Here is a 25,164-nt window from a genome sequence, read left to right as displayed (position 1 = left end):
GGTCACACCCGTTCCCATCCCGAACACGGAAGTTAAGCCCTCCAGAGCCGATGGTACTCCGCGGGAAACCGCGTGGGAGAGTAGGTCGCTGCCGGATTCTTTTTGAAAGCCCCTGGTGCCGCAAGGCACCAGGGGCTTTGTCTTTGCGGGCCTGTTCCTCCGTCTGGCTTTGCGCGTTGATCCGCGCACGCTGATGGCTGTCTTTGCGAATCAGCCCAGCAGCCGCACCGCGAGAAAGACAGGCAGGGCCACGTAATAGAGCGCCCGGCAGGTCCACTCCGCGCCGGTGCGTACGTTGCGTGCCCACCGGGGACCCAGCCACGCGGCGCCGAAGCAAAGCGCTTCTGCGAAGGCTCTCCAGAAACAACCAAACAACAGCAGGGCCAGGAACACTGGTAACCAGGTGCGCGCGAAGGACGTGAGGTACGACGTCCATCCGTACATCTGGAGCTCTCCGAACGGACCTCCGAAGGAGATGTACTGGTGCGCTCGGAAGAAGATGCCGGCGAGCACTCCGGGCACCAGGCCGTACTTCAGGGCCTGGTCGTACCAACGCCTGCGCCACTTCTCGCTCCGTGCTTGGGCGTATCGCACTCGCGGATCATTTCGTGCTTCTCCGAGCGTCCCCATCGCCTCCAGCAGGGGCATGGGGGCCTGCACTGCCAGGCCGTAGTCGAAAGCCCGCCCTGTTCGCAGCCGGAGTGTCAGTCCCGGGCCTGGAAGGGGCAGACGCCACGGGCGGATGGACTCCAGTGCCTCGAAGGGAATCTCGAAGTGCGCTCCCCCTGACTGGGTGAGCACCAGGCCTTCCGGCCGCACCGTGACCGTGGCCCTCGTTCCTCGTTGTAACAGGCGCAGCGCGATGCGCGGCAGGACTGCTCCCACCGCGAGTCCTGTCGCCAGCGGTACGGGTGCCAGCGTCTGGGTGCCCGCGAGCACGTCCTTGAACAGCAGCGCGGTGAAGTAGCAGAGCGTGCCCAGCCCCGTGGCGTGCAGGAGCGCTCCCAGCGCGCGCAGACGGGGTGTGAAGGCGTGGATGGGGAAGGGGCTCGACGCGTCGACGGTCATGGGAGGGGCATGGCCGCGCGCGCATTGCCTCGATACGAGCGGCTTCCGTAGCATACGCACCCCGGAGGCCCCTCAAAACATGCGTTCCCCGCAGCCTGGCCCTGAACGTCGCACGGATTCCGATGGCGTGACGCGGGTGACGCCCTCGCGTGAGTCCTCAGGTGGTGTGGGCTCACGGCTCATCGGTGGTGCCGTCGCCATCACCGGCCTGTGTGTGGGGCTTTGCCTCTGGTGGCTCTCCCGCCCTGTGCCTGTCGAGGACCTGCCCCCCATCGTGGTGGCCGAGCGCCCTGCGCCGGTGGCTCCCTCCCTGGAACCCGCGCGCCCTTCCGTGCGCCCTGCGGTCGCGCATGTCGCCGCGCCCATGCCCGTGGAGGAGCCTGCCCCCATGCCTGTCGATGACCCGCCGCCTTCCGAGGGCAAGAGCGGGACGGCCCTGTACCAGCGCGGCACCAAGCCGCTGAAGCGGGGGCTCGTCGTGCCCGACGACTTCGAGCTGCCCCCTGGTTACATGCGCCACTACCAGGCGACGGACAACGGGCAGCCGCTGGCGGCCATCCTGATGTTCCATCCGGACTTCACGCCCAAGGACGCCAACGGGCAGCCCATCCCCATCCCCGAGAACCGCGTGGTGCCCGAGGAGATGGCTCCCCCCGGCATGCCTCACCGGCTGCTGGAGATTCCTGTCGAGGACGAGGACTCGCAGTGACGTCCGTGAAGGGGTGGGCCGGGGCGCTCCTGGGCGTCGCGGCGACCACCGTGCTGTTCGCAGTGTTTGGACAGCTGCGACCCGGTTGGGTGTGGCTGGGCGTGGTGGCCATGGCACCGTGGCTCGCGGCCTTGGACGGGGTCCGTTCCGCTCGGGGGGCCGTGGGGCTGGGCGTGCTGCTGTCGGTGACGTTCACCGCGGCGGTGTTCGGCTGGTTTCCGGGCGCCATCGCGGCGTACTCCCATGCTCCGGTGTGGCTGTGCTGGGGCGTGTTCCTGCTCATCGCGCCTGTGTTGGAGCTCCAGTTCATCACCGCAGCGTGGGTGCGGTGGTACGCGCGCCGGCGGGTGGCGGAGGTGCCGCGCCTGGCGTGGGTGCCTCCTGTGCTCACTGCGCTCGTGTACGTGGGCACCGAGTGGTTCGCGCCCAAGCTGTTCGCCGAGACGCTGGGCCACGCCCTCTATGCTTCGGAGACGCTGCGCCAGGGCGCGGACCTGGCTGGCGCTCCGGGGCTCACGCTGGGGCTGCTGCTCATCAACGAGTGTGTCGTCTCGGTCGCTCAGGGACTGGCTTCTCAGCGGGGCTTGCGACTCAGGCCGGTGGTCCTGGCGGTTGTGCTGGCGGTGGTGGGGTGGGGTTACGGATGGGTGCGGCTGGGGCAGGTGCGCTCGGCGGTGCACTCGGCTCCGTCGCTGGTGGTGGGGGCGGTGCAGGCGAACATCACCAACATCGAGAAGCTGGCCGCGGAGCAGGGCACCTACGAGGTTGTTCGCAACATCCTGGATACGCATTACGCGATGTCGGATGCGCTGTTGCGCTCGGGGCCGCTGGACCTGCTGGTTTGGCCGGAGACGGTGTATCCGACGACCTTCGGCACGCCGAAGAGCGAGGACGGCGGCGCGCTCGATGATGAGATCCGCTCGTGGGTGGCGGAGCGCGGTGTTCCGCTGGTGTTCGGCACGTACGACCTGGACGGCGAACGCGAGTTCAATGCCGCCATGTTCTTGGGCCCCTCTACGACGGGCGAGTTGGCTCAGTCCGCGTACCGGAAGACGATGCTCTTCCCCCTCACGGAGTGGGTTCCGGATGCGGTGGACACGCCTTCACTGCGCGCAATGCTTCCTTGGACGGGTCGCTGGAAGCGCGGCCCGGGTCCCCGGCTGGTGGACTTCCGGTTGAACGGCGGCCGCGTGCTCAAGGTCGCTCCGCTCATCTGCTACGAGGCCGTCTTTCCCAATTACGTCGCAGCGGAGGTGCGCCAGGGGGCGGACCTGATTCTCACGCTGTCGAATGACTCGTGGTTCTCCGGCACCCCCGCGCCCCGGCTGCACCTGATGCATGCGGCGTTTCGGAGCATCGAGACGCGCACGGCACAGATTCGGGTGACCAATTCGGGCATCTCCGCGTTCATTGACCCCGCGGGGACGTGGACCTCCGAGCTCGAGGACAATCAGCGCGCTGGCACCGTGATGCGTGTGCCGACCGCGGATCGGCTGAGCTCGCTCGCGGGGGCTTGGGGCGACTGGTTGGGGCCCGTGGCGCTCGTGCTGGCCGTGGTGCTGGGGGTGTGGATTCGCCGGCCTGTGTGACGCGCGCTCAGGCGGCTTCGGCGTGCGGGGCGGGGAGCTGTGCGTCTGCCTTGGGCTTCTGGGCGATGACCTGGATTTCCCTGCGCATGTGCGTCAACCGGCAGACCTGGACCCAGGCCCAGAGGAAGGCGAAGCGTGCGTATTCGTAGGGGGCTCGGAGGCCCTTCGCCAGTCTCCGGCGCAGGATGTCCTTGCCTGCCTTCACGGGCTGCATTCCGGCCCTGGCGCAGGCGTCCGCGAGGTTGTGCTCGTAGAAGTAGACGTGGTGCTGCCAGCCTCGCCGGTCCGGGCGGAACGAGCGGCCCTTCCGGGGCATCACGATGATCTTGTAGTAGGCCGCGTCCGGCACGATGACGAAGGCCACGCCTCCTGGCCTCAACACGCGCTGGATTTCTCGCAGCCCATCCATGGGCTGATCCACGTGCTCCAGCGTGTGCTTCAACGTGATGATGTCGAAGGACGCGTCCGGGAACGGCATCTGTGTCAGCGAGCCGTATTCGGCGGTGTAGCCTCGCTCGCGGCAGAGGTTCACCGTGAACTGGGAGTAGTCCAGCCCCGTGGCTTTCAGGCCTGCGCGCTGCGCTGCCTCCAACACGTATCCCGCGGAACACCCCACATCCAGCAGGTCCTTCGCGTGTGGCGCGTACTCCAGGCACACCAGCACCTGCCTCAGGCACTTGCGCACCCGGTGGTCCCAGCGGCTCAGGTACTTCGCGCGGTTGTGCTTGAAGTACTTCTCTTCGTAGCCCTCGCCCAGCCCTGGCTTCTGCTCCCGTTTGTAGATGAGCCCACAGCCCGTGCAACGGCCGTAGCTCAGCTCTTGGAACGCAACGACCGGTCGGGATCCGGTCTCATTGCAGACAGGGCAGGCGGAGTAGAAGGGTGCGAGCATTTCGCACCGCACCATCGGGCTTCGCGTTCCGGAGTGTCAATCCCACCCTCGGGGCCCTCGGCTCAGTGCCCGGGGGCTCGCTTCGCCAGGCTCAGTGCTCCCAGGGCGAGCAGGGCGGCGATGGCGACTCCCAAGGCCATGGGCCTCGCGGTGCCGTCGTGGCTTGCGCTCACCATCGCGGAGGCTCCCGCGGCCAGCATGAACTGCAGCGCTCCCAGCACCGCTGACGCGATGCCTGCCTGCTTCGCGTGCTGCTCCATCGCCAGGGCTGTCGCGTTGGGCGTGATGGCTCCCAATGTGGAGACGAACACGAACAGCGACAGCGCGATGCCCCACAGCCCGCCAACGCCTGTCGATGCCACCGTCACCAGGGCCAGCCCCGCCAGCGCGGCGATTCGCACCGCCAGCTTCAACACCCGCTCGGGCGAGGAGCGCGCCAGCAACCAGTGATTGAGCTGCGACACCGCGACCAGCCCTGCGGCGTTCGCTCCGAAGAACCAGCCGAAGTGCTCCGGCTTCACGCCGTGCAACGTGATGAACACGAAGGGCGAACCGCCGATGTACGCGAACATCCCTGCCTGCGCGAGCGCCGCCGCCAGCGCAGGCCCCAGGAAGTCTGGCGCCTTCGTGATGCCCCACATCGCCTGGAAGGGTTTGGATGGGGCGGCTCCGTTCCTCGGGGGTGCTGTCTCCGGCAGGATGGCGAATGCCGCTCCCAGCGCGATGAGGCCGATGACCGCGTGGCTTCCGAAGATGGCTCGCCAGCCCGCGGCTCGTAGCACCCAGCCGCCCAGCAGCGGGGCCAGGATGGGCGCCAGGCCCATCACCAGCACCAGGCGCGACATCATCCTCGCCGCCGCTGCTCCCGAGTGCAGGTCCCTCACGACGGCCCTCGCCGTCACCATTCCCACCGAGCCACCCAACGCCTGCACGAACCGGCACGCCGCCAGGAATTCCGCCGATGGCGCCGTCGCGCAGCCGATGGAGCCCAGCACGTAGAGCACCAGGCCCACGTAGAGCGGCTTCGTGCGGCCGAAGCGGTCGCTCACCGGTCCCGCGAAGAGCTGCCCCACCGCGAGCCCCGCGAAGAACGCCGCCAGCGTGCGTTCCACCTCTCCTGCTGTCGCTCGCAGTGATTCGCCGATGGCGGGGAACGCCGGCAGGTACATGTCGATGGACAGCGGCCCGAAGCCGATGAGCGCCCCCAGGAGGATGATCAGCCCGGCTCCCTCCGTGGAGCGGGACAGCTTGGGCGTGGCGGTCGTCATCTGGCGGTCCTCTTCTGAGGCTTTCGTGCGGGCGCTTCTCCTGGCGTCAGCAGCACCCGGATGAGCTGGCGCAGGACGGCTTTGTCATCGCCGGGGGCGTAGGTGGCGCCGCCTACGTGGGCGTTGAAGCAGCGGGCTTCCAGCGCTCCACAGAGTGCTTCCGCCGCGACTCGGGGCTCGGCGAGGTCCACCCGTCCGGCTCGCTTCGCCCGGGTGAGCCACTTCGTCAGCCCCTCCCTGAGCGCGACAGGGGGCGGTGTCTCCAGGTGCAGGGCCCTCGCGCCACCCAGTGCGGAGTAGTGCAGCACGAACAACCAGGGCACCAACTGGCGCAGGAAGTCCCGGTGGTGCAGGAGCGCTTCCAGGAGCTGGTCCTCGATGGGGGCGTTGTCCCTGGGCCCTGGCTCCAGGAGTGCCAGCGCGGTGGGCGGGACGGGGCGGAGGGCTCGCGACATCAGCGCCTCCTTGGTGCCCACCCGGTGCAGCAGCGCCGGTTGCGAGATGCCCAGCCGCTTCGCGATGTCCTGCAGCGGCGCGGATGGACCCTGCGCCAGGAACACGGCTCGGGCCGCTTCGTCGATCTGCAGGTCGGTGACGCGTGGGGGACGGGACATGGCGCGAAGGGTTAGTTACTGACTGGTAGGTAATAAATTCGCGCCAGTCGTGCAAGGGACCCGTTCCCGCGGGCCCCTCGCGTCAGCTTCCGAGGGAAATCAGATGCGGCCGGCCTTGAGCTCGCCCACCAGGTGAGCGCAGGCGCGGACGGTGAGCGCCATCATCGTCAGGGTGGGGTTCTGCGGGCCCTGCGAGGGGAAGCAGGAGCCATCCGTGACGTAGAGGTTGGGCACATCCCAGCTCTGGTTGAACGGGTTGAGCACGGACGTCTTCGGGTCCTTGCCCATGCGCGCAGTGCCCACCTCGTGGATGGCCATGCCCGGGTCGGAGAGCTGCTTGTTGACCTGCTCCACCGTGCAGCCCGCCTCCTCCAACATCTCCAGACAGGAGGCGACCGCGTCCTCCGTCATCTTCAGGTCGTTGTCCGAGTGACGGCACTCGATGTGCGCCGCCGGAATGCCCCAGCGGTCCTTCACCGTGGCGCTCAACGTCACGCGGTTCTCCGCACGCGGGACCATCTCTCCGAAGGGCACCATGTGCATCTGGTCGTCGAAGGTGAAGACCTGAATGCCGTAGCCTCGCGCGAAGTTGGGGTGGCGCTCGGTGACGTTGCGGAATTGGGGGATGTACGCCCAGCCGTGCTCCTTCTGCTGGAGGTGCGCGGGCAGGTTCATCCTCGCTTCGATGCCTCGCAGGTACATGTGGTCCATCAGGTGCTGGCCCACGAGCCCCGAGCTGTTCGCCAGGCCGTCCGGGAACGCCCGGTTTCGCGAGTGCAACAGCAACCGTGTGGATTCAATGGTGCCCGCGGCCACCACCACCACCTTCGCGTGCACCTCCTCGGAGGTGCCGGAGTTCGCGTCGATGAAGGACACCCCCGTCACCCGGCCCGTGTTCGGGTCGTGCAGGATGTGGCTGGCGATGGCGTGCGAGCGCAGCGTCAGCCGCCCCGTCTGCAGCGCCGCCGGCAGCGTCACCGGCGCGTTCGCCGTCCGCCGGGCGACGACGTGGCGGTCGGGCCAGCGGGCCTTCACCTTCTCGCGCAGGCGGACCTCGCCGGGGGACAGCGGCGCGGGACCGGAGAAGACGGAGTCCGGCAGCGTGTCCACGCCGTCCGAGTTGCCTCGCAGGCCCATCCACCGCTCCACGATTTCGTAGGACGGCGCCAGGTCCGAGTGCGACAGCGGCCAGTCCGGGCTCAATCCGTCCAGGCTGCCCGCGTGGAAGTTGAAGTCAGACAGCCGGTAGAACTGGCGGCCGTGAGCCTTCACGCTGGTCCGCCCGCCTACCTGCCTCGCTCGAATCCAGGCGAACGGTGCGTCGGGCGGCGTGGTGTAGGGGTTGTCCACGTCATCCACGAAGGCGTGCGGATGGAACGGCCACGCGAAGCTCGTGGCCTGGATGGACTGGCGCGACTTGCGGGATGCGTCCGACTCGATGCGGTAGCCCAGCTTCTGCTTCACGCGGTGCATCAGGTGGAGCGCCCGGTCCGCGTTCGCTCCTCGGCCCGCCTCCAACACCAGCACCTGGAGCCCTGCCTCCGTCAGCTGCTTGGCCGCCCATCCCCCGCAGGCTCCCGAACCCACCACCACCGCGTCATAGACCGTCTTCGACGTCTTCATGCCTGCTCACCCAGGACGGTCAGTCTGCCGCCGCTGCTAAAGTTCGCCTAAATTGTAAATCAGGACCCTATTGGCGCCTATAGGTCTAGATGTCTGGCAGGAGCCAACACAAGCCTGGGGCGGTGACTTCCGCTCTGGAGTACGGGTCGCTTGCTGTCGGAGAGGGGCGGACATGGCTGGGTTGTTGACGCGGATTCGGTGGGGGCGGGTGCTCAGCGTGCTGGTGTTGCCATTGCTGCTGGTGGCCCTGGCGTTGGGTGGCCGCGCGGCGTGGCGCTCCGAGCAGTACTTCCACTACCCGAGGCCGGCTGCGGTGCTGCCCGCGGACTTCGGTGACGCGCGTGATGTGACGCTGCGCACGGATGACGGGGTGGAGCTGCGCGGCTGGTACCTGCCGTCCCGGAACAAGGCGGCGTGGGTGCTGGCTCATGGCCTGTCGCAGACGCGCATGGACCTGGTGCCGGAGGCCCGCGTGCTGCGCGACGGGGGATATGGGGTGCTGCTGTTCGACCTGCGCGCGCATGGGCAGAGCGGGGGCGAGACGTCCACCTGGGGTGACAAGGAGCGCCAGGATGTGCGCGCGGCGCTGGCGTACGTGCGGGCTCAGCCGGAGGTGGATCCGGCTCGCGTGGGGGCGCTGGGGTTCTCCATCGGATCCGCGGCGGTGGCGGAGGTCGCGGCGAAGGACCCTCAGGTCGCGGCGGTGGTGCTGCTGTCTCCGTTCAACACGCTGTGGCTGGCGGCGGCGTATGACTTCCGCCGCTTCGGCGTGGTGACCCAGACGGGGGCGCTGGTTCCGTTCTGGCGGCGGGGCATCGCTCTGGACGAGGTGCGGACCATCGACGCGGTGGACCACATCAAGCCCCGGCCCCTGTTCATCGTCGCGGGGACGGAGGAGTCAGGGCAGCCGCTGATGGACGAGCTGTTCGCGCACGTCTCGTCGTATGCGCAGACGTGGCGCATCCCCGGCGCTTCGCATGGCAACTTCGCCGCTGCCGCGCCCACGGAGTATCCGCGCCGGCTGCTGGAGTTCGCGGACAAGGCGTTGAAGCCCGTGGAGGGAGTGACTCCCTCGGTGGAGACGCCTGTGGAGAAGAAGGCTCCGGCGAAGAAGCCTTCACGGCGGACGAAGAAGGCGGGGGCCCGCTAGTTCCGCGCGCTACGCCTGGGCGGGCGGGGCGGCTTCGAGCTTCGCGAGCTGATCCAGGTACATGCGGCCCTTCTCCGGGTCCGTCATGTAGATGAACGCCGCCATGCCCTTGAGCTGATCCAACGACTCGCCTTCGCGGCCCGGCTTGCCCTTCTGGCGGTTGTGGATGGCCGCGCGCAGGCGGCGCACCACGTCGCGGGGGACTCGGGCGGCGGGCGTGCCGTCCTTGGCGTCGTTCACCACGAGCCCCGTGACGCGCTGACGGCTGCCCTTGCGGGCGACCCGCGTCTTGTCCGGGTGGACCGTGAAGCCTTCCGCCTCCACGATGTCCTTCACCCGCGCGAGCAGCACCGCCACCGGCGCTCCCTGCGCGCGGCGGGCCTTGGGCGCCTTCGCCTTCGTCCATGAGAAGGTCAGGTCGTCCGCGTAGCGCGTGTACGTGAAGCCCAGCTTGCGAGACAGCGCCGACAGCCGCTTGTCCAGGCGCAGGCACAGCGCGTTGGTGATGCCCGGCGAGGTGGGCGCGCCCTGCGGGAGGGCTCGCGGGCCCTTCGCCACGTGCAGCGTCTTGCCCCGGAAGGACATGCGCTCACGCGGCGCTTCCGTGGACATCAGTGCCAGCAGCGTGGACGTGTTCTCCTTCAGGCCGCCCTTGCGCAGCAGGCCCTTCACCCGGCGCCAGTGCACCGAGGGGAAGAAGTCCTTCAGGTCCACCTTCACCAGCACGTCCGCGCCCCGGTGCGCCAGCGCGTTGGTGAGGATGGAGCGCCCCGCCACGAAGCCGTGCGCCGCGCCGTGCACCGGCAGCCGCTCCACGACGTTCGACAGCACCCAGCGCTGCGCTTCCTTCAGCTCCCGCTTGGGGGACGTGATGGTGCGCTCGCCGCCCGTGCGCTTGGGGATGCTCCACGTCACGTAGTTGGAGCCCGTGTCCACGTCTCGGTGGAACGCGAAGCCGCGCAGCTTGGACACGCTCAGGCCCAGCGCCTTCGCCAGGTCCTCCGCCGAGTCCAGCGTGGGCAGACCGTTCTGGCGCGCGCGCTCCTCGCGGTGCTCCAGGTCGAACTTGTCCGGCAGGCCGGCTTCGTTCCAGTGGATGCCCACGCCCAGGTGGTTCACGTGCGTGGCCTTCCACGCCTCGTGGGCCTGGCGCTTCAGCGCGCGGCGCTCCACGGCTTCGGCCTTCTTCTTCTCCTTCCAGGCCGTCTTCTCCTTCTCCTTCAGCGAGGAGAAGTCCACCTCGTCCGCGAGCGCGCCCTTCGACACGAGCTGGGCTTGCACCCATTCGTCCGCGCCGCCGGCCTCGGTGATGGCCTTCCAGCGCGTGATGAGGGCGTCGTGCGCGGCCTTGGCGGCCTCGCGCTTCGCGACAGAGTTGGGAGAGGCTGCGGGCGCGGTGTCAGCAACGGCCTGCGGCGGGGCGGCGGGGACGAACGACTCCAGCTTGGCGGTCATCGAGTTACCTTCGACGGGCGCGGCGGCTCAGGGAGGGGCGACGGAGACGAATGCGAGCGGTCGAGGGAGGCCAGGAAGGCACCACCAGCTCACCTGGGGCACGGTAGCCTCACCGGCTCTCCCCTCCCGAGCACTACCGTCGGGGTGGGAAAACGGCGGCTGCGTCGTTGGTTCCGCTTCCCACCCCGACGGTAGTGCTCGGGAGGGAGAGAGCCAAGAACAGGCTACCTTGCGGAGAGTGTCCAGCATTTCAACCAGAACGGCGCAACGCCGTTCCTACGCTCGAGGCGTTAAGGCTGATGCGGTCCAGACCTCTCTCGACCACTCGCTATTCGAATTTCGTCCGGCGCCACCATCCTTCCGGCCGCCCCGTCGGCGGCCGGGCCGTTGAGTGAGTGTTTACACCAGAGTCGAGGCCGCGTCGATGTAGCCGTCCGCGGTTAGTTTCTCCAAACGGCTGAAGTACGCCGTCCGGGCTTCCGTGTCCGTGTCGAACCAGAGGCGCTGGTGGCGCGAATCGCCCAGGCGGGGACCCCACGTGAGGGCCACCACCTTGCCGTCCAGCGACACGCGATACACCTGCTCCAGCCCCGTGGCCGGATCCCGGCGCACGTACGCGCGCGTCTCCGCGCGGATGAGCTTGCGGCCCTCCGGCGTCTGACGGAGCGCTTCTTCCTCGGCGCGGCGGCGGGCGTATGCCAGGCGCAGCGCGAGCATGTGTTCGCAGGGGCCTTCGCGCAGACCGGAGCGGCGGAAGTGCGGGCAGCCGCAGCTCGCGTCCTTCACGCGGCCCTCCAGGTCCATGGTGAAGCTGGGGAAGAAGCTGCGCACCGCCTCGCGGTCCACGACTTCTCCCTGGATGCGCGTGCCCTCGCCCACGATGTCGTGCACCTGCGTGAGCTTCACCTCGCCCGAACCCGGGCTGCCGTCGCCCAGCAGGCGGTGGGCGCGCGCTTCACGCTCGTTGCCGTAGCGCAGCGCGGCCTCGTCCACCGGGGTGGGCATCAGTTCGCGCGGGCGGTAGGTGCTGCGGGACACGTCGAAGAGGACGCGGCCGCGCAGGCACTCCAGCTGGAGCGCGGCGCGCACCTGATCCTTCGGCGCTCCCGCGTCCTTGGCCAGCACTTCGAAGGCGAGGGGACCGTCCTTGCGCAGGCGGTTGCGCAGCAGTTCCGCCAGGCCTTCCGGCACGTCGCGCGGCATCAGCGCGTCGAAGGCGGCGGCGCTGGACCAGCCGCTCTCCGTCCAGCCGGTGAGCCCCAGCGTCAGCGTGGCCGCGCCCAGGTCGATGACCCAGAACACCGGGAGGCCCGGACCCAGCAACTGCACGTGCACGCTCTTCGCGTGGGGCAGCAGGCGCGCGAGCGCGGCGAGGCGCTGACGGCCGAAGGTGCGCACCACCGCGGGCGCGCTGCCCGTGTACACGCCGCCGTGGCACTCCAGCACCTGCTCCCAGGGCTCCAGCACCAGCCGGGGCGGGGCGCCGGGGACCAGCTCGAAGCGCAGCGCGCGGGGCGCCTTCTTCGAGCGGCGGGTGCGCAGCGCGAAGAGCAGGTTGTACAGGTCGATGGGCGCGATGGAGCAGGTGGTGGCCGGCAGCGTCGCGGCGGACTGCACCTGGAGGAAGCCTCGCAGCCACGCGTGCGGCACTTCCACCGTGCGCGGGGCTCGGGGCTCCGTGGCGGGCGCGGCCTTCGCGGTGGGGGCGACGTGGGCCTCCAGCACCACCGGGGCGTAGGCGCGCAGGCGGTCCAGGCGGGCGGGCAGGTCCTGCGGCACGTCCAGGAAGGTGGAGCCGTGCGCGGCCTGGCGCTTGTCGAAGAGGCTGTTGTCGAAGGCGAGGCGCGCGTAGGCGCTCTCGTCGCGGGAGAAGACCTCCAGCGAGACCTGGTCCGGATCCACCGTGAGGACGGGGTCCAGGACGGCGTCCTTCTTCTCTTCACCCTCCAGCGCGTTGTCGAGGAAGGCCTTCTGCGCTTCCCAAATCTGGGCGCTGGCGCGCTTGCCCTGCTTCATCAGGTACGCGAGGTACGCGGTGCGGTCGCGGCCCCGGTAGCGCAGGTCGCTGGAGAGCACCGCGAAGGCAGCGGCCAGCGCGTCGCGGAAGAGGGTGGGGTCCTTCACCTGGCCACTGACGCCCACGGTGCCTCGCGAGCCCTCCAGGGCCAGCTGCACGCGCGAGGCGTCCGGCGTGACGACCACGTCGCTCTGCGCGGAGTAGCTCAGCGCGACGGGATGACGTGCGGTTGCGGTGCTCACGACGGTTGACCTTCCTTCCGGGCGCGCTCAGCGGCCCGGCGTGCACGTTTGTGGGCGCGGTAGGCCGCCTTGCGCAGCTCCACCGACTGCGACTTGTCGAACGCCGCCGTCTTCAGCAGCGCCGCGGCTTCGTCTCCGCCCAGGCGTCCCAGCGCGGCCCAGCCATCCTGCCGCACCTCCGGCTTCGCGTCGGCGGCCACGGACTCGAGCGGCTTCAGGTCCTTCTTCGCCAGGAGCGCGGGGACCGCGAGCCGGCGGCCTTCGCTGCTGGTCAGCGCGGACTGGGCCACCTTCGCGCCCGTGGGGCCCAGGGCCACCGGGTCGAAGGGCTTCACCTCCAGCGCCCAGGCCGAGGACTGCTCCGGCACCAGCGCGGCCAGCACCGACGCGGCGGCGGAACGCACGGCGGCGTCCGGGTCACCGAGCGCGGTGCGCAGGGCCTGCGCCTCGCTCGTGGCCTTCAGTCGTCCCAGCACTCGCGCCGCTTCCTGGCGCACGGCGGCGGGGGCCTGGGCCTCACCCTTGCGGAGGATTTCGGCGGACGTCGCGACCAGCTCCTTCGCGCCCAGCCGTGAGCCCGCCCAGAGCAGGCGCTCCCAGGCGGCGGCCAGCGGCTCCTTCTTCGGAGGCTGCGCGGAGACCCAGGCGGTGGCGGTGCGCCGTTCGGCGGCCACCAGCGCGCGGGTCAGTCCGGCCGTGTCCACGGCGCCGGCTTCGCGTGCGTCACCCGTCCAGGTGCCCACGAGCCGGGCGGCCTCTTCGCGGGCCTCCGGCTTGTCGTGGCCGAACAGGGCGATGACCTCCGGCACCGGCATCGCGCCACGGCGGGCGAGGCCGCGACGCAGACGGAGGCGCAGCTCCACGTTGTCCAGCGTGGCCAGGCGGGGCACGAGCAGCGCCGGGTCGCCTTCGCTGGCGAGGTACGTGGCGGCGGGCTCGGAGATGTCCTCGTGCTCGCTCTGCACGGCGAGGAACTCCACCCGCGTGCGCTCCTTGGGGAAGAGGACATCCAGCGCCTTGCGCGCGGCGGCGCGAAGGTCGTCGTCCTCCTCGTTCAGCGCGGCGGCCAGGGCGGCCTCGGCGGCCGGGTCTCCGAACTTGCCCAGCTCCTCCGCCACCGTGCGGCGCACGTCGTCGTCCGTCTCGCCGTCGGCGAGCAGCGCCTCCAGCTTCACCCGGGCGCGCTCTCCACCCAGGGCGCGCAGGCCGCGCACGCCGGCTTCCTGGCGCTGGAAGGCGGCGCCGTCCGTGGCCGCGGCCTCCACCTTCTCCTCGATGCGGCGGCGGTCCTCGCCATCCGGCATCCGGTTCGCCAGGCGGCCGAGGGCCTCGATGGCGGCGAACACCATGTCCTCTTCGGCCGGGGCTTCCGGCGTGCCTCCGCCGGCCACCGTCTCCAACTCGGAGAGGGCTCGCACGTCGCCCAGGGTGCCCAGGGCGAGCAGGGCCCGGCCTCGCTCGTGCGGCTCACCGGCGCGCGCGTACAGCAGCAGGGGACGCAGGGCGCTGGCGCGGCGCTGGTGCGCGACGCCTTCCGCCGCGGGCAGCATCAGCTCGCGGGCGCCGGCGCGGAGGATCTCCTCCAGCGGCTCCACCGCCGCGCCCTCTTCCACCACGCGCTTCGAGTAGTGCTCCACGGCGGCCGCGCGCACGGTGACGTCGCGGTCGTTGAAGAGCTGGGCGAGCAGCGCGTCCTGGCCCTCGCTCTTGCCGTGCTCCAGCTCGCCGGCGGCGGCCTTGCGGACCTCCGGGTCCTGGCTCTTCACCGCCACGCGCAGGAAGCGCACCGCGAGCGCCGCGTCGCGCTTCTTCAGCTCGCGCTCGTCCTCATTCAGCTTCTCCTGCTCCGGCGGCCAGGTGAGCTGCATCGCCGCCGTCACGCAGGCGAGGCGCACGGACGGTGCTTCGTCCTCCACGCTCTGGCGCGCGAGCACGTCCAGTGCGTCCGCGCGGTGGGTGCGGCCCAGCGCGGCCACCAACCGGGTGCGCTCCGGAATCTCCGTGGCCACCGTCAGGCGCGCGGCGAGCGCGGCCACGGCGGCGGAGGTTCCCAGTCGCGCCAGGGCCTCCTGTGCGCGGCGGGCCACGGCGGACGTCTCAGAACGCAGGAAGGTGCCCAGCACCTCCACCGCCCGGTCGTCGCCCCGGAACGCGAGCAACTCCGCGGCGCGCAGCCGCAGGTCCTCGTGCTCGCTGCCCATCGCGCGGCCCAGGGCCTCCGTGACGCGCGGGTCGTTGGCTCCCGCGAGCCGCTCAATCACGCCCACGCGCAGGTCGGCGTGCTCGCTGCCCAGCGCGGCCAGCAGCGGATCCAGGCTGCCCGGCGGGCTCAGCTTCTCCAGCAGCTCGAAGGCGGACTTGCGCACCTCCGGCAGCGGCGAGTTGAGCGCGGCGGCCACTCGCGGACGGGCCTTGTCACCGCGCTCGGCGAGCTCCTCCAGCGCGGCGCGCGCCACGTCAGGCGCCAGCGAGGCCAGGGCCAGCGCCAGCGGCTCGTCGCTGCCAGCGGGGTACAGCTCCTTGAGGCCCGCGAGCGCGGCCCGGCGCACGAGTTGGTGAGGGTCTTCCAGCGCGCGCAGCAGGGCGGCCACCGCGGCGGACGTGCCCGCGTAGCCCTCCTGCGTGAGCTTCACCACGCGGTCCACGGCGTCGCGGCGGACGCGGTGGCCTTCCTCGTCACCCGCGGTCACCTGACGCAGCAGGCCCACGTAGGCGCCGAAGGCGAGGCGGCGCAGGTGCTGACGCTCCGCCTGCGTCGCGTCCTTCGGCGTACCCGTGCCCGAGCCTTCCGGCGGCTTCACCGCGGAGAAGAGGCGGCGCAGCCAGCTCTTGCCCGTGGCGGAGGCCGTGCCCTGCTTCTCCGGCGTGGAGGGCTGGATGACGTGCGCGGCGCCATCGGCCGTCTCCGGCTTCCAGGGGGACTGGAGCGAGCTGGGGCGCGCGACCTTCTGCGCTTCACGGAAGTAGTCCAGCGGCTTGTTGCGCAGCAGCAGCACCTGCGCCGCCGCGTAGCGCTGCTCCGGCTGACCGCTGGAGAGCGCCTCGGCGAGCCCAATCACGCGCTTCGCCCGGTCGTCCTCCGCGGGCCAGTCCTTCATGTCGCCGGCCTTCTCCGGACGCGGCGGCAGCAGCACCTCCACCAGGTGCGCGCGGTACGCCTCCGGCTCCGTGCGCAGCTCCAGCGCGCGGGCCGCGGCGTAACGCACCTCCGGACGACCGCTGGACAACGCGCTCGTCAGCAGGTCCGGTGGTCCACCCTCGCGGCTGGCGCGCAGGTCCCGCGCGAGCACGATGGCGAACACCATCTCCTGCACTTCGCGCGCGGAGTCCTCCAGACCGTGTAGCAGGCCGCCGTCGCCCTCGTGGCCCAGGGCCGCGAACGAGAGGATGGCGCCCAGCCGGATGGGCAGGTGTTCATGGCGCAGGTTTCCGGTGAGCACCGGCAGCGCGCGCACGTCACCCAGGCGGGAGAGACCGTCCGCCGCCCACGAACGCGCCGCCACCAGCGAGTGGCCCAGCGCATCCAGCAGCGCGCCCTCGTCGCCCCGGCGGCTCGCCGTGGCGAGACCGCGCGCGCCCTGCTCCTGGAGGTCCGTCACCTCGTGAGGCAGGAGCGTGGTGGCGTAGAAGCCCAGCAGGCGCCGCGAGCCCAGCGTGGCCAGCGCACGCGACGCGCGGACGCGCAGGGGGACGAGGAAGCCGGGCGGGTACATCCGCTCCAGGTCCTTGTCCGTGATGAGCCCGCGCATGGGCTCGATGATGTCCTCCGCGCCGCGCGGGGCGAGCAGCTCCGAGGCCCGCACGCGCACCGGCAGCGCCGACGCCGCGATGCCCGCGAGCAGCGGTCCGTTCTCGTTCGGGATGAGCTTGTCCAGCGCCTCCAACGCAGCGAAGGCCACGTCCAGGTGCTCGTCCTGCACGCGCTTGAGGAGCGCGGAGCGCATGGCTTCCGCCGGGGCGTGCACGGAGGCCTTGGCGGCCTTCTCGCGCAGGGCCGGGTGCGTGGTGTTGAGCGCGGCCAGGTGCGGCTCCGCCTTCTCCTTGCCGGCCAGCTTCACCCACGCCTCGTAGGCGGCGGTGGCCACGCCCGCGTCGCGGTCCTCCACGGACTTCTTCAGCCGCTCCAGCGCCCAGTCGTCGGTGCCCTTCTGCGCGAGCACCTCCACCGCGCGGGTGCGCAGGTCCGGGAAGCGGCCCGCCAGCGCGCGGTCCAGCGCCTTCACCGGCTCCTTGTCGTTCCAGGCCCACAGCGTGCGGAAGGCCTCGCCGCGCACCTTGGCGGATTCGTCCTCCAGCGCGTCGCCCAGCAGGCCTTCCGCGCCCTCCGCCTTGGCGCCCAGCTTCACCAGCCGGTCCAGGCCGCGCACGCGCACGTCTTCGTGACCGGAGCGCAGCGCGGCCTCGGCGGCGGACAGCGGTGCGTCCGCGTCCAGCGCCACCACGGCCGTCAGCGCCGCGGCGCGCACGTCCCCGTCCGCGTCGTCCAGCATCCACACCAGTCGCTCGCGGGCGCGCGGATCCTGCAGCGCCTGGAGCGCGGCGGCCGTCTCCCGGCGGATGGCGGCGTCGTCCTCGCGCGACAGTTGGAGCAGCGCGCCCAGGGCGCGACCGTCACCCAGCTGCGCCAGTACACGCGCGCCACGCACGGCGGTGTCCGGCATGCGGCACGCCATGGCGGCGAGCAGCGGCTCCAGGTCCGCCTCCGTCAGCGCCGTGCCAGCGGCCGTCTTTCCGAAGAGCTGTTCACGCGAGGCAGCCAGCTCCGCGTCGGTGGTGGACTTCGCCTCCGTGTCCCCGGCCGCGCGCTTCGCCTGGAGGGTCAGCATGCGGGTCACTTCCCGCACCGTGCGCGCGAACTCCTCGTCCTTCGCCTCCAGCGTGGCGGCCAGCGGGCGGCGCTCCAGCACCCGCACCGCGAAGGCCACGCGGCGCACGTCCCGGTCCGCGTCGTCCAGCGCGCGCGCCACCAGCGGCTGCAGGCGCGGGTCGCCCAGCAGGCCCGCTCCCGACGCGCGCAGCAGCACCTCCACCTTGAGGGCCGCGGGGCCTCGCTCGAAGGCCAGCTTCAGCGGCTCCGTGCTGCCCTTGGGCGACACGGTGGTGAGCGCGTCCAGCGCGGCGGTGCCCACCTCCGCGTTCGTGTCCGGCAGCTTGCTGGCGATGAGGCCCGGCACCAGCGGCGACACGCTGCCCTGCTTCGCCAGCAGGCGCAGGCCCTGCACGCGCGTGTCCACGAAGCGCGAGTCCAGCGCCGAGCGGGGTGCCGCCAGAGGCGACTCCGTCTCCAGCTTCACCAGCGCGTCCAGCGCCGCGGCGCGCACCGTCTTGTCGTCGTCGTTGAGGCGATCGCGCAGCTTCGGCCGCGCGGCGGTGCGGCCGTGGTTGCCCAGCTCCGTGGCAGCCAGCCGGCGCGCGGCGGCGTCCTTGTCCGAGGTCAGCACGCCCAGGACGAAGTCCAGCGCCTCCGGCTCCAGCAGCGCCACCGCCTCCTTCACCGCGGCCTCGCGGCGGGGGAGGGCGGCCTTCAGCGCCTCGTTGAAGACGTCGAAGCCGTGGCCGAACGCCGTCGTCTCATCCGTGGGCTTGCCGTCCGTGCCCAGCGTGATGCGCGTGACGCGGCGGTCCTCGCCAGCCACGAAGAGATAGCCCAGCAGCTGCTTCGCCTGTCGGGGGTTCGCCGGGGGCGCGAAGGCCACCGCGTTCAGGGCCTTGCTGCCCAGCTCGAAGGTGCGCGGCTTGCGGCGCTCGTCCAGCCGCCAGACCTTCAGCTTGCCGTCGCTGCCCACGGACGCGATGCGCTCCGCCGGGTCCTGGCCCGCTTCCGCCGGCGGCGTGGGCGGGAACACCAGCCCCAGCACGGAGCCCGCGTGGCCGCTGTCCTTGTCGCCGCGAACCTCGAACTCCACCGCGCCGACCAGGTAGCCGATGCGCAGCTTGCCGTCGTCACCCGCGGAGACGAGCCGCCCGTCGCGCGGGGTGAAGGCCAGCGCCCGCACCGCGCCCTCGTGGCCCGGCATGTCCCGGCGCGCACCCGTCGCCACCGTGAACGAGCGCACCACGCTGTCATCGCCCGCGCAGGCGACGTACGTGTGCGTGGGGTCCACCGCCACCGCGCGCAGCGGCTGCGAGGACGCGCTCCACTCCTTCAGCTTCTTCGTGCTGTCCCAGTCCCACGCGCGCACGAAGCCGTCCATGCCGGCCGTGTAGAGCACCTTGCCGTCCGGGCTGGCCGCCACCGCGGTGCAGCCTCCGGGGTGCGCGTTGTGGAGCTGGAACTTCACGGTGCCGTCGGTGAGCGACCCGAAGCGCACGGTGCCGTCCGCGCCCGCCGCCGCGAACTGCTCGCCGGCCAGCGCCACGCCCAGCACGTGCGCGGGCAGGGGCGAAGTCCACAGGACCTTGTTGGTTGCCGGATCGTACGCGGTCAGGCGGCTGTCGGCGGCGGCGCGAGTGCCGCCCACGATGATCAGGCGCGCATTGGCAGCCAGCGCACGGACCTTCTCGATGTTGCCGATGGAGAGGTTGGCCATGGTGTCGTTGTCCTAGATGCCGCCGAGCTGCACGCTCGGGTGAGCCGCACGCAGTTGCACCAGCGAGGCCAGGCAGCTCTGCCACTCGCCCTTCGCCACGGAGCCGGTGAACTCGCCCAGCACGGGCGCCACCACTCGAGCGAAGCTCTCGTCTTCCAGGCCCAGGTCCCGCACCAGCTCCACCACGCGGCGCTTGGCCACGCTCGCGGACAGCCGGCGCTGGACGTCGCCTTCACGCGCTTCCTTCGCGCGCCCGGGCGGCAGGCCGAACATCATGCGCCGCAGGAACGTGCGCAGCGCCTCCACGTCGCTGAAGCGCGTGGTGCCACCCGCCTCGCGCTCGTCCTTGCCGCCGCCCGCGGGCTTCCAGCCCTCCGGCAGGTGCAGCGGACGGTGCTTCTCCCAGAGCAGGCGCACCGCGAACAGGCCCACCTCGCGGTCCGCGCTCTGCATCAGGCCGGACAGCCGCTCCGCGCCGCCCAGCCTCGCGTAGTGCCGGCGGATGAGCTCCACGGCCACTTCACGCGTGCTGCGCTTGGTGGACTCCGTGAGGGCGAACACCTTGCCCGCGTCCAGCTCATCCGGCTGCAGCGTGTGGCGCGCGTCCGCTCCCGGCTCGCCCGCGTTGAGCAGGGCGTCGTAGGCCAGGTTGCGGATCTCCTTCGCGTCCGAGTCCGCCAGCTCGTACACGCGCGTCTGGTAACCCCACGCGCGCAGCTCCGAGCGGGCGATGGTCAGCGCGAAGCGGCGCACGTCGTCGCGCTCGTCGAAGAGGGCCGGCCACAGCCGCTCCGCCGAGTACGCCTTGCGCGGCGCGCGGGGACGCAGCTCGTAGGACTTGGACTCCGGCTGCTCCGGCCCGATGCCCGGGTGGTGGCAGCGCAGGTACGTCTGCGCGAACGCGCGCACCGGCGGCGGCTGCTTCGCGCCCAGCGCCAGGTCGAACAGTCGCTCCAGGCCCGCGTCCGCGTCGCCCGAGTCGCTGAAGTCCGCGGGCACCACGTTCGCCAGCAGGTAGCGGTGCGCGAACTCGTGCAGCTGCGGGTCCGCACGCCGCGCCAGCGCCAGCAGCCAGGGCACCGTGAGCTGCCGCGCGGTGAAGAGCTTGCGGTTGCCCAGGAGCTCCAGCGCCGTGCTCCGGAACTTGCCGTTGAAGACGAGCGCCTTCACGCGCTCCACGTCCAGGCCCGGCAGGCTGTCCGCGCGGGTGAGCCACTGCGCCGCCTGACGTCCCAGGCGCGGATGCGCCACCAGGTCCAGCAGCCACTCCGGCCCGATGTCCGCCGGCTTGTAGGTGGACAGGGCCTTCATCGCCGTGTCCTCCACGATGCGCTGGCGCGACGAGCGCTGCTTCGCCTCCGTCAGCGCCACCTTCCAGAAGTCCGCCGGCATCTCCCCGGCCGCGTACTTCGAGGAGACGTAGTTCTTCGCCCAGTTGAGCTGCTCCTGCTTGCCCCAGAGCAGCTCGCGCAGGAAGTCGTGGGTGATTTCCGCGCGGTCGAAGGACTGCTCCAGCGACTTCGCCGCGAACGCCGCGGTGGGCTTGGAGTTGAGCAGCCGGCCCAGCAGCGGCAGTCCCAGGTCGCGCGGCTTGTGCTTCTCCAGGGCGGCGGCGGCGAACTTCTGCACGTCGTCCTCGCCCTTCTCCACCAGGTCCGCCAGCCGGTCCGCGGCCAGGTCCTGCGCGTGGCCGCGCGCGTACTCGATGGCGTAGGCGCGGGCCTTGTCGCTGGGGGAGAAGAGCAGCGCGAGCACCGCCTCATGCAGCCCGGCCGCGCGCAGCTTGCCCTGGTGGAAGTCCGGCGAGCCCTGGAGCGTCTCCACCAGGAAGTCGTGCGCGCTGCCCAGCGGACGGCGCGCCAGGCGGTCCAGCCACGCGGGCGTCACCTTGCGCAGCGCCTCCGGGAAGTCCTTGCGCAGGCCCTGGATGGCGAACTTCGCGGCGGGGTCCGACTGGCACGTGTCCAACAGGCGCATCAGCGCGTCCGGCGAGCGCTTCCACGCGTCCGGATACATGCGCTGCTTCACCATGTCGTTGGGCGGCTGGATGGGGAAGCGCGACGCGGAGTAGCCCTTGCTGTTGTGCGCCCAGAGGTGGTGCGCCACCCAGCACTGCGCCCACGTCGTCTCCAGGTCGTAGTGCCGCAGGACCTCCACCGCGAACTGCGGGTAGAGCTCCGGGACGGCCGCGCCCAGGTGGCGCAGGAAGCGCCACGCGCGGCGCTGGAGGTAGGTGAGGGTGCCGCCGCTGACCTCGCGGTGCCTGCGGCGGCCGCCGCGCTCGGTGTCGAAGCGCCAGGCCAGCGCGCCGAACATCTCCGCGTCGTGGCGCGCCTCCGCCAGCTTGTAGATGCGCTTGAGGCCCGCCCACAGGCCGAACTTCAGCGGCGCTTCCTTCACCAGCGTGATGAGGGCGGCGCGCGCGGGCTCGGTGTTCTTCTCGTAGAGGGACACCAGCAGGTCCGCGAGCAGCAGGCGCGGCGGCAGCGGCACGTCCTTCTGCGCGAGGAAGCGCTGCCACGCCTCATGCGAGCCCTTGCGGCGGCCGGCCTTGTCGCCGTCCGCGCGCGCCTGCTCCAGCAGCTGCTTCAACGCGTCGAAGGACAGCGCGCCCTGCGGCAGCGGCGTGTCCGACGTGCGGTCCGGCTGGTCGAGGAAGGCCAGCACGGACTCGGCCAGGTCCGGTGCCTCCGCCCTGGCAAGACGTTCGAGGTCTGCTGCGCTCAGCGCGTCGCTCGGGGTCATGCGTGGGGTTTAACACAGCTCCCCTGGACCGCGAGGCATGTCGGACCCGCCTCACCACGGCAGTGCGGGGACCTCCACCTCCTGCGAATCCTGCATGGTGCCCGCGCCCACCGTCACGTCCTGCCGGAACGACAGCCAGCGTCCCTCACGTTCTTGCAACACGAGAAGCGTGTAGGGCCCGGGAGGGACGAGGACCCAGGTATCCGCGCCGTGAAATAGCGGCGCGAGTGCCTGTTCGCCCAGCCACCGCACCTCCGAGGCCGAGGCGGATTCGGGCGGCGCGGGGACGCGTCCGGGGAGGAGGTAGGGGGTGCCCTGCCTCCCGCGCTCGCTCCAGCGCAGCTTCAGCTTGAGCCCCGTCGTCGACAGCGGCAGGTCCACCCGGTTGACGCGACGCGGCTCGACGTGCACGACGCGAGGCACGACCCTGCCGGTGTTCCCGCCCGCGATCTTCACCACGTAGTCGCCCGGGGCCAGGTCGCGGAACATGGCCACGCCGGTGTTCGCCGAGGCGATGAGCTGCTCCTCCGGGTCCGCCTTCGAAATGGCCGTCAGGACGACCGACGACGGCCGGCCCTGTGCGTCCCGCGCCGAGACCTCCAGGCGGGTGGCGGACGGCAGGCGCAGCTCGAGCGTGTCCTCGGTGGGGCCCACGATGCGTTCGAGCGACGCGTGTTCCGCCTCCTGCACGGTGAGCATGTAGGGCCGGGATTCCACGGCGGGCAGCTGGAACGTGCCGTCCGGGCCGGTAGTGACGTCCGCGAAGGATTCGGAGTGCTCCGCGTTGCGGACGTCTTCCGCCGGCAGCGCCAGGGAGACGGACACTCCGGCCAGCGGGGCGCCGGTGGCGTCGTCCACCACGCGGCCCTGGATGACGTGGCCCGCTTCCACGCGCACCGTGCCCAGGTCCACGCTCCGGCCTTCGGGGACGTCCACGTCGCGCTGGGTGAAGGCGTGGCCCGGCACCTCGAAGGTGAGGTGCTGGGGGCCGGGCTCGTCCACGAAGACGGTGAAGGCGCCCTTCGGGTCGCGCACCGCCTCTTCGTTCACGGTGAAGCGGGTGATGGGCGTGCCGTCCTTCCTCGCCAGCCGGCCGGTGATGCGGCCCTGGAAGGCCAGGGTGATGCGCACGCCCATGTTCCCCGCGCGGGCGATGACCTTGGGGCCATCCTGCTCATCCATCCACCGTTTGAGCCTTGCATGCGTCTCTTCGAAGGTCTCGTCGTCCGGGCCCTCGTCGGGGCTCTCCTTCTTGGGCGGCTGGGGCATCGCGTAGCCCGGTTTCACCGCCGTCAGCTCGTAGTCCCAGTCGCGCGCCATCGGCTCCAGGATGAAGCGGCCGTCCGGACCGGTCTTCATGGAGAGGGGAGAGTACGAGCGGCCGTTGCTGGCTTCGTCCTCCTTCGCGGTGGCGTCCACGGTGACGTCCGCCAGGGGCCGGCCCTCCGCGTCCACGACGATGCCGCCCACGCGTCCGTCCAGGTCCAGGCGCAGCGCCAGCTCCACGGTCTCCGAGCCGCGCAGCACCACGCGGTCGGGCATGAGGCGCTCGTAGCCGCCCGTGGTGGTCCGCATCCACACGGCATAGGTGCCGGGAGGAATGCCCTTGATGTCGAAGCGGCCGTCCTCGCCGGTGGTGCCCGCGAAGGTCATGCGGATGATGTCGATCTTGTCGTCGTCTTCTTCTGGGGCCTCTCGGGCGCCTGTCGAGGGCTCCTGCTCCGGCTCCTGCATCACCAGGCTGACGTCCACCTCGTTGACGGGCGTGCCGCGCGAGCTCGTCACGGTGCCGCGCACGGTGGCGCCCGAGTCCAGGGTGAGCTTCAGGCCGGACGTGGGGGCGCGGACCTGGAGCTTGCGCGGCAGGTAGCCGTCGGCCTCGACGGTGAGGGTGCCGGAGAGGGGCTTGTCCACCTTGATGGCGAAGTGGCCCTCCTCGTTGGAGGTGGCGTCGAAGGTGAAGGGCGCCTCGCGGGACGGGTGCATCAAGATGAGCGAGCGCGTGTACACGGGCGGAGGCGGGTCGGCCGGGCGCTTCCGGGCGGGTGGACGCAGCGACAAGGAGGCCTCCGCCACCGGCTGGCCCGCGGCATTGGTGACGATGCCCTCCACGAGGACGGCGGGGGAGAGCACGAAGTCCAGTGGAGGACCGCCCTCGGCCACGGTGCGGACCGCGGTGAGGTCCAGCATCTGGTCCGACACCACCTGGAAGACATAGTCGCGGGCCCGGAGGGGGCCCAGGCGCAGGCGGCCGTCCTCACCGGTGGTGCCAAGCTCCTTGAAGCGGTGGGGGAGGTAGTGCTCGTCGCGCTCACGGGGATTGGCGGCGCTCACTTCGGCGTGGGCCACGGGGTTGCCGGCGGTGTCGCGCACGGTGGCCTCGACGAAGAAGATGGTGCCCAGGCTCAGCGTCACCGAGACCTCGCGCTGGTCCTCCGTGACCTCCACCGTTTCGTGCGCCTGGAGGCCGCCCTGCTCCGCCTCCAGGGTGTAGTCGTCGGGGGGGAGGCCGTCGAAGGTGAAGCGCCCCTGGGCGTCGGTGGTGGTGACGAGCTCAGTGTCGACCACTGTGACGGTGGCGCCGGCGACGGGGTGCTCGCCGTCCACCACGGTGCCCACGATGCGCCGGGGGGCGTACAGCACGATGTCCTCGGGCAGGGCGACCGGGGCCACGTCCCCCATCCACTCGGTGAGCTTTCCGGGGTGGGCGGCGAGGAGGCTGTAGGGGACATCTCCGGGCAGGGGGCCCAGGGAGAAGCGGCCGTCCGCGCCGGTCTTCGTCTCGAAGTAGCGCGCGGTGTCCGTGTGCAGCACGGTCACCTGGGCCTGGGCGAGCGGGGCGCCGTCCTCGTCCACCACGCGGCCGGTGAGCCGTTGGCTGGCCCCGAGCTCCAGCGTCACGTCCCGCGTGCCGGTGACGACGTCCTCCTGGAGGCCGGCGCCCTGTGAACCCAGGGCCCAGAGGTCGACGGTCCCCTGGGGCAGGCCCTCCAGGGTGAAGGTGCCGTCCTGGGCGGAGGTGGTGCGCGACAGGACGAAGGCGGCGCCCCGGTGGGCCTCCACCAGCTCCCGGACCCAGCGGAGGGCGGGGAGGGAATCGCAGTCCTCGGAGACCACGGGGACCTCGGGCGAGTCCGCGTCACAGGGCAGCTCCGTCAGGGTCTCCCCGGGCAGGGGGACGGAGGCGGAGACCTCGATGCCGGCGACGGGCTGCCCCTGGAGGTCGACGACACGGCCCTGGACCTGGAGGGCACCCTGGGGC

Annotated in this window: 13 protein-coding genes and 1 rRNA gene; 4 read left to right on the top strand and 10 right to left on the bottom strand. The window is 71.2% G+C overall.

The genetic code is table 11. The features are described from left to right. Positions 1–97, top strand: a 5S ribosomal RNA gene (rrf, locus tag D7Y11_RS29425); the annotation flags it as partial. Between the two features lie 113 nt (positions 98–210). On the opposite strand, the gene D7Y11_RS29420 is transcribed toward rrf, so the two are convergent. Then, positions 211–1,068, bottom strand: a complete 858-nt coding sequence (locus tag D7Y11_RS29420) for a hypothetical protein (RefSeq protein ID WP_120581083.1) — start codon at positions 1,066–1,068, stop codon at positions 211–213. Positions 1,069–1,147: 79 nt separating this feature from the next. Between D7Y11_RS29420 and D7Y11_RS29415 the strand changes: the two genes are divergently transcribed. Both D7Y11_RS29415 and lnt read left to right on the top strand, forming a co-directional pair. After that, the gene (locus D7Y11_RS29415; protein WP_120581084.1) at positions 1,148–1,777 is read left to right on the top strand and encodes a hypothetical protein; all 630 of its coding nucleotides are present in this window, start codon (positions 1,148–1,150) and stop codon (positions 1,775–1,777) included. Beyond that, positions 1,774–3,366, top strand: coding sequence for an apolipoprotein N-acyltransferase (gene lnt, locus D7Y11_RS29410; RefSeq protein WP_121754881.1), 1,593 nt, complete (start codon positions 1,774–1,776; stop codon positions 3,364–3,366). Before D7Y11_RS29415 ends, lnt begins: the two co-directional genes overlap by 4 nt. Before the next feature lie 7 nt (positions 3,367–3,373). Here the strand turns inward: lnt and D7Y11_RS29405 are convergent, their stop codons facing one another. The 4 genes from D7Y11_RS29405 to D7Y11_RS29390 all read right to left on the bottom strand — a co-directional run bounded on the left by D7Y11_RS29405 (position 3,374) and on the right by D7Y11_RS29390 (position 7,763). Continuing rightward, positions 3,374–4,258, bottom strand: coding sequence for a class I SAM-dependent methyltransferase (locus D7Y11_RS29405; RefSeq protein ID WP_158629154.1), 885 nt, complete (start codon positions 4,256–4,258; stop codon positions 3,374–3,376). Positions 4,259–4,320: 62 nt separating this feature from the next. Beyond that, positions 4,321–5,526: a multidrug effflux MFS transporter gene (locus tag D7Y11_RS29400; RefSeq protein WP_121754879.1), complete on the bottom strand. Its 1,206-nt coding sequence runs from the start codon at positions 5,524–5,526 to the stop codon at positions 4,321–4,323. After that, positions 5,523–6,140 carry a TetR/AcrR family transcriptional regulator gene (locus D7Y11_RS29395; protein WP_121754878.1) on the bottom strand — a complete coding sequence of 206 codons (618 nt, stop codon included), beginning with the start codon at positions 6,138–6,140 and terminating at the stop codon, positions 5,523–5,525. Before D7Y11_RS29395 ends, D7Y11_RS29400 begins: the two co-directional genes overlap by 4 nt. A 99-nt stretch (positions 6,141–6,239) precedes the next feature. Then, complete coding sequence (locus D7Y11_RS29390) at positions 6,240–7,763, bottom strand: GMC oxidoreductase (protein ID WP_126935341.1); 1,524 nt, start codon at positions 7,761–7,763, stop codon at positions 6,240–6,242. Between the two features lie 172 nt (positions 7,764–7,935). Between D7Y11_RS29390 and D7Y11_RS29385 the strand changes: the two genes are divergently transcribed. Continuing rightward, positions 7,936–8,913, top strand: coding sequence for an alpha/beta hydrolase (locus tag D7Y11_RS29385; protein ID WP_126935340.1), 978 nt, complete (start codon positions 7,936–7,938; stop codon positions 8,911–8,913). A gap of 9 nt (positions 8,914–8,922) precedes the next feature. Here the strand turns inward: D7Y11_RS29385 and D7Y11_RS29380 are convergent, their stop codons facing one another. From D7Y11_RS29380 to D7Y11_RS29360, 5 genes are all read right to left on the bottom strand, one after another. Beyond that, on the bottom strand, positions 8,923–10,368 hold the full coding sequence (locus D7Y11_RS29380; protein WP_126935339.1) for a reverse transcriptase family protein: 1,446 nt from the start codon (positions 10,366–10,368) through the stop codon (positions 8,923–8,925). Between the two features lie 399 nt (positions 10,369–10,767). Further along, positions 10,768–12,627 (bottom strand): SWIM zinc finger family protein, encoded by a 1,860-nt coding sequence (locus D7Y11_RS29375; RefSeq protein ID WP_120597099.1) that lies wholly within the window; start codon positions 12,625–12,627, stop codon positions 10,768–10,770. Beyond that, entirely contained in the window at positions 12,624–19,157 is a 6,534-nt protein-coding gene (locus D7Y11_RS29370; RefSeq protein WP_126935338.1) for a HEAT repeat domain-containing protein, read from the bottom strand. The genes D7Y11_RS29375 and D7Y11_RS29370 overlap by 4 nt, the downstream gene beginning before the upstream one ends. Positions 19,158–19,169: 12 nt before the next feature. Next, positions 19,170–21,902 carry a hypothetical protein gene (locus D7Y11_RS29365; RefSeq protein WP_121754873.1) on the bottom strand — a complete coding sequence of 911 codons (2,733 nt, stop codon included), beginning with the start codon at positions 21,900–21,902 and terminating at the stop codon, positions 19,170–19,172. A 51-nt stretch (positions 21,903–21,953) separates the two neighbouring features. Then, positions 21,954–25,164, bottom strand: a 3,211-nt coding sequence (locus D7Y11_RS29360) for a carboxypeptidase regulatory-like domain-containing protein (protein ID WP_126935337.1), incomplete at its 5' end; no start/stop codon positions are given.

It is taken from the genome of Corallococcus sp. AB018, from assembly GCF_003986945.1.
Classification (GTDB): Bacteria; Myxococcota; Myxococcia; order Myxococcales; family Myxococcaceae; genus Corallococcus; species Corallococcus exiguus.
Note: the sequence above shows the minus strand (reverse complement) of the source record. Positions and strands in the feature narration are given on the sequence as shown.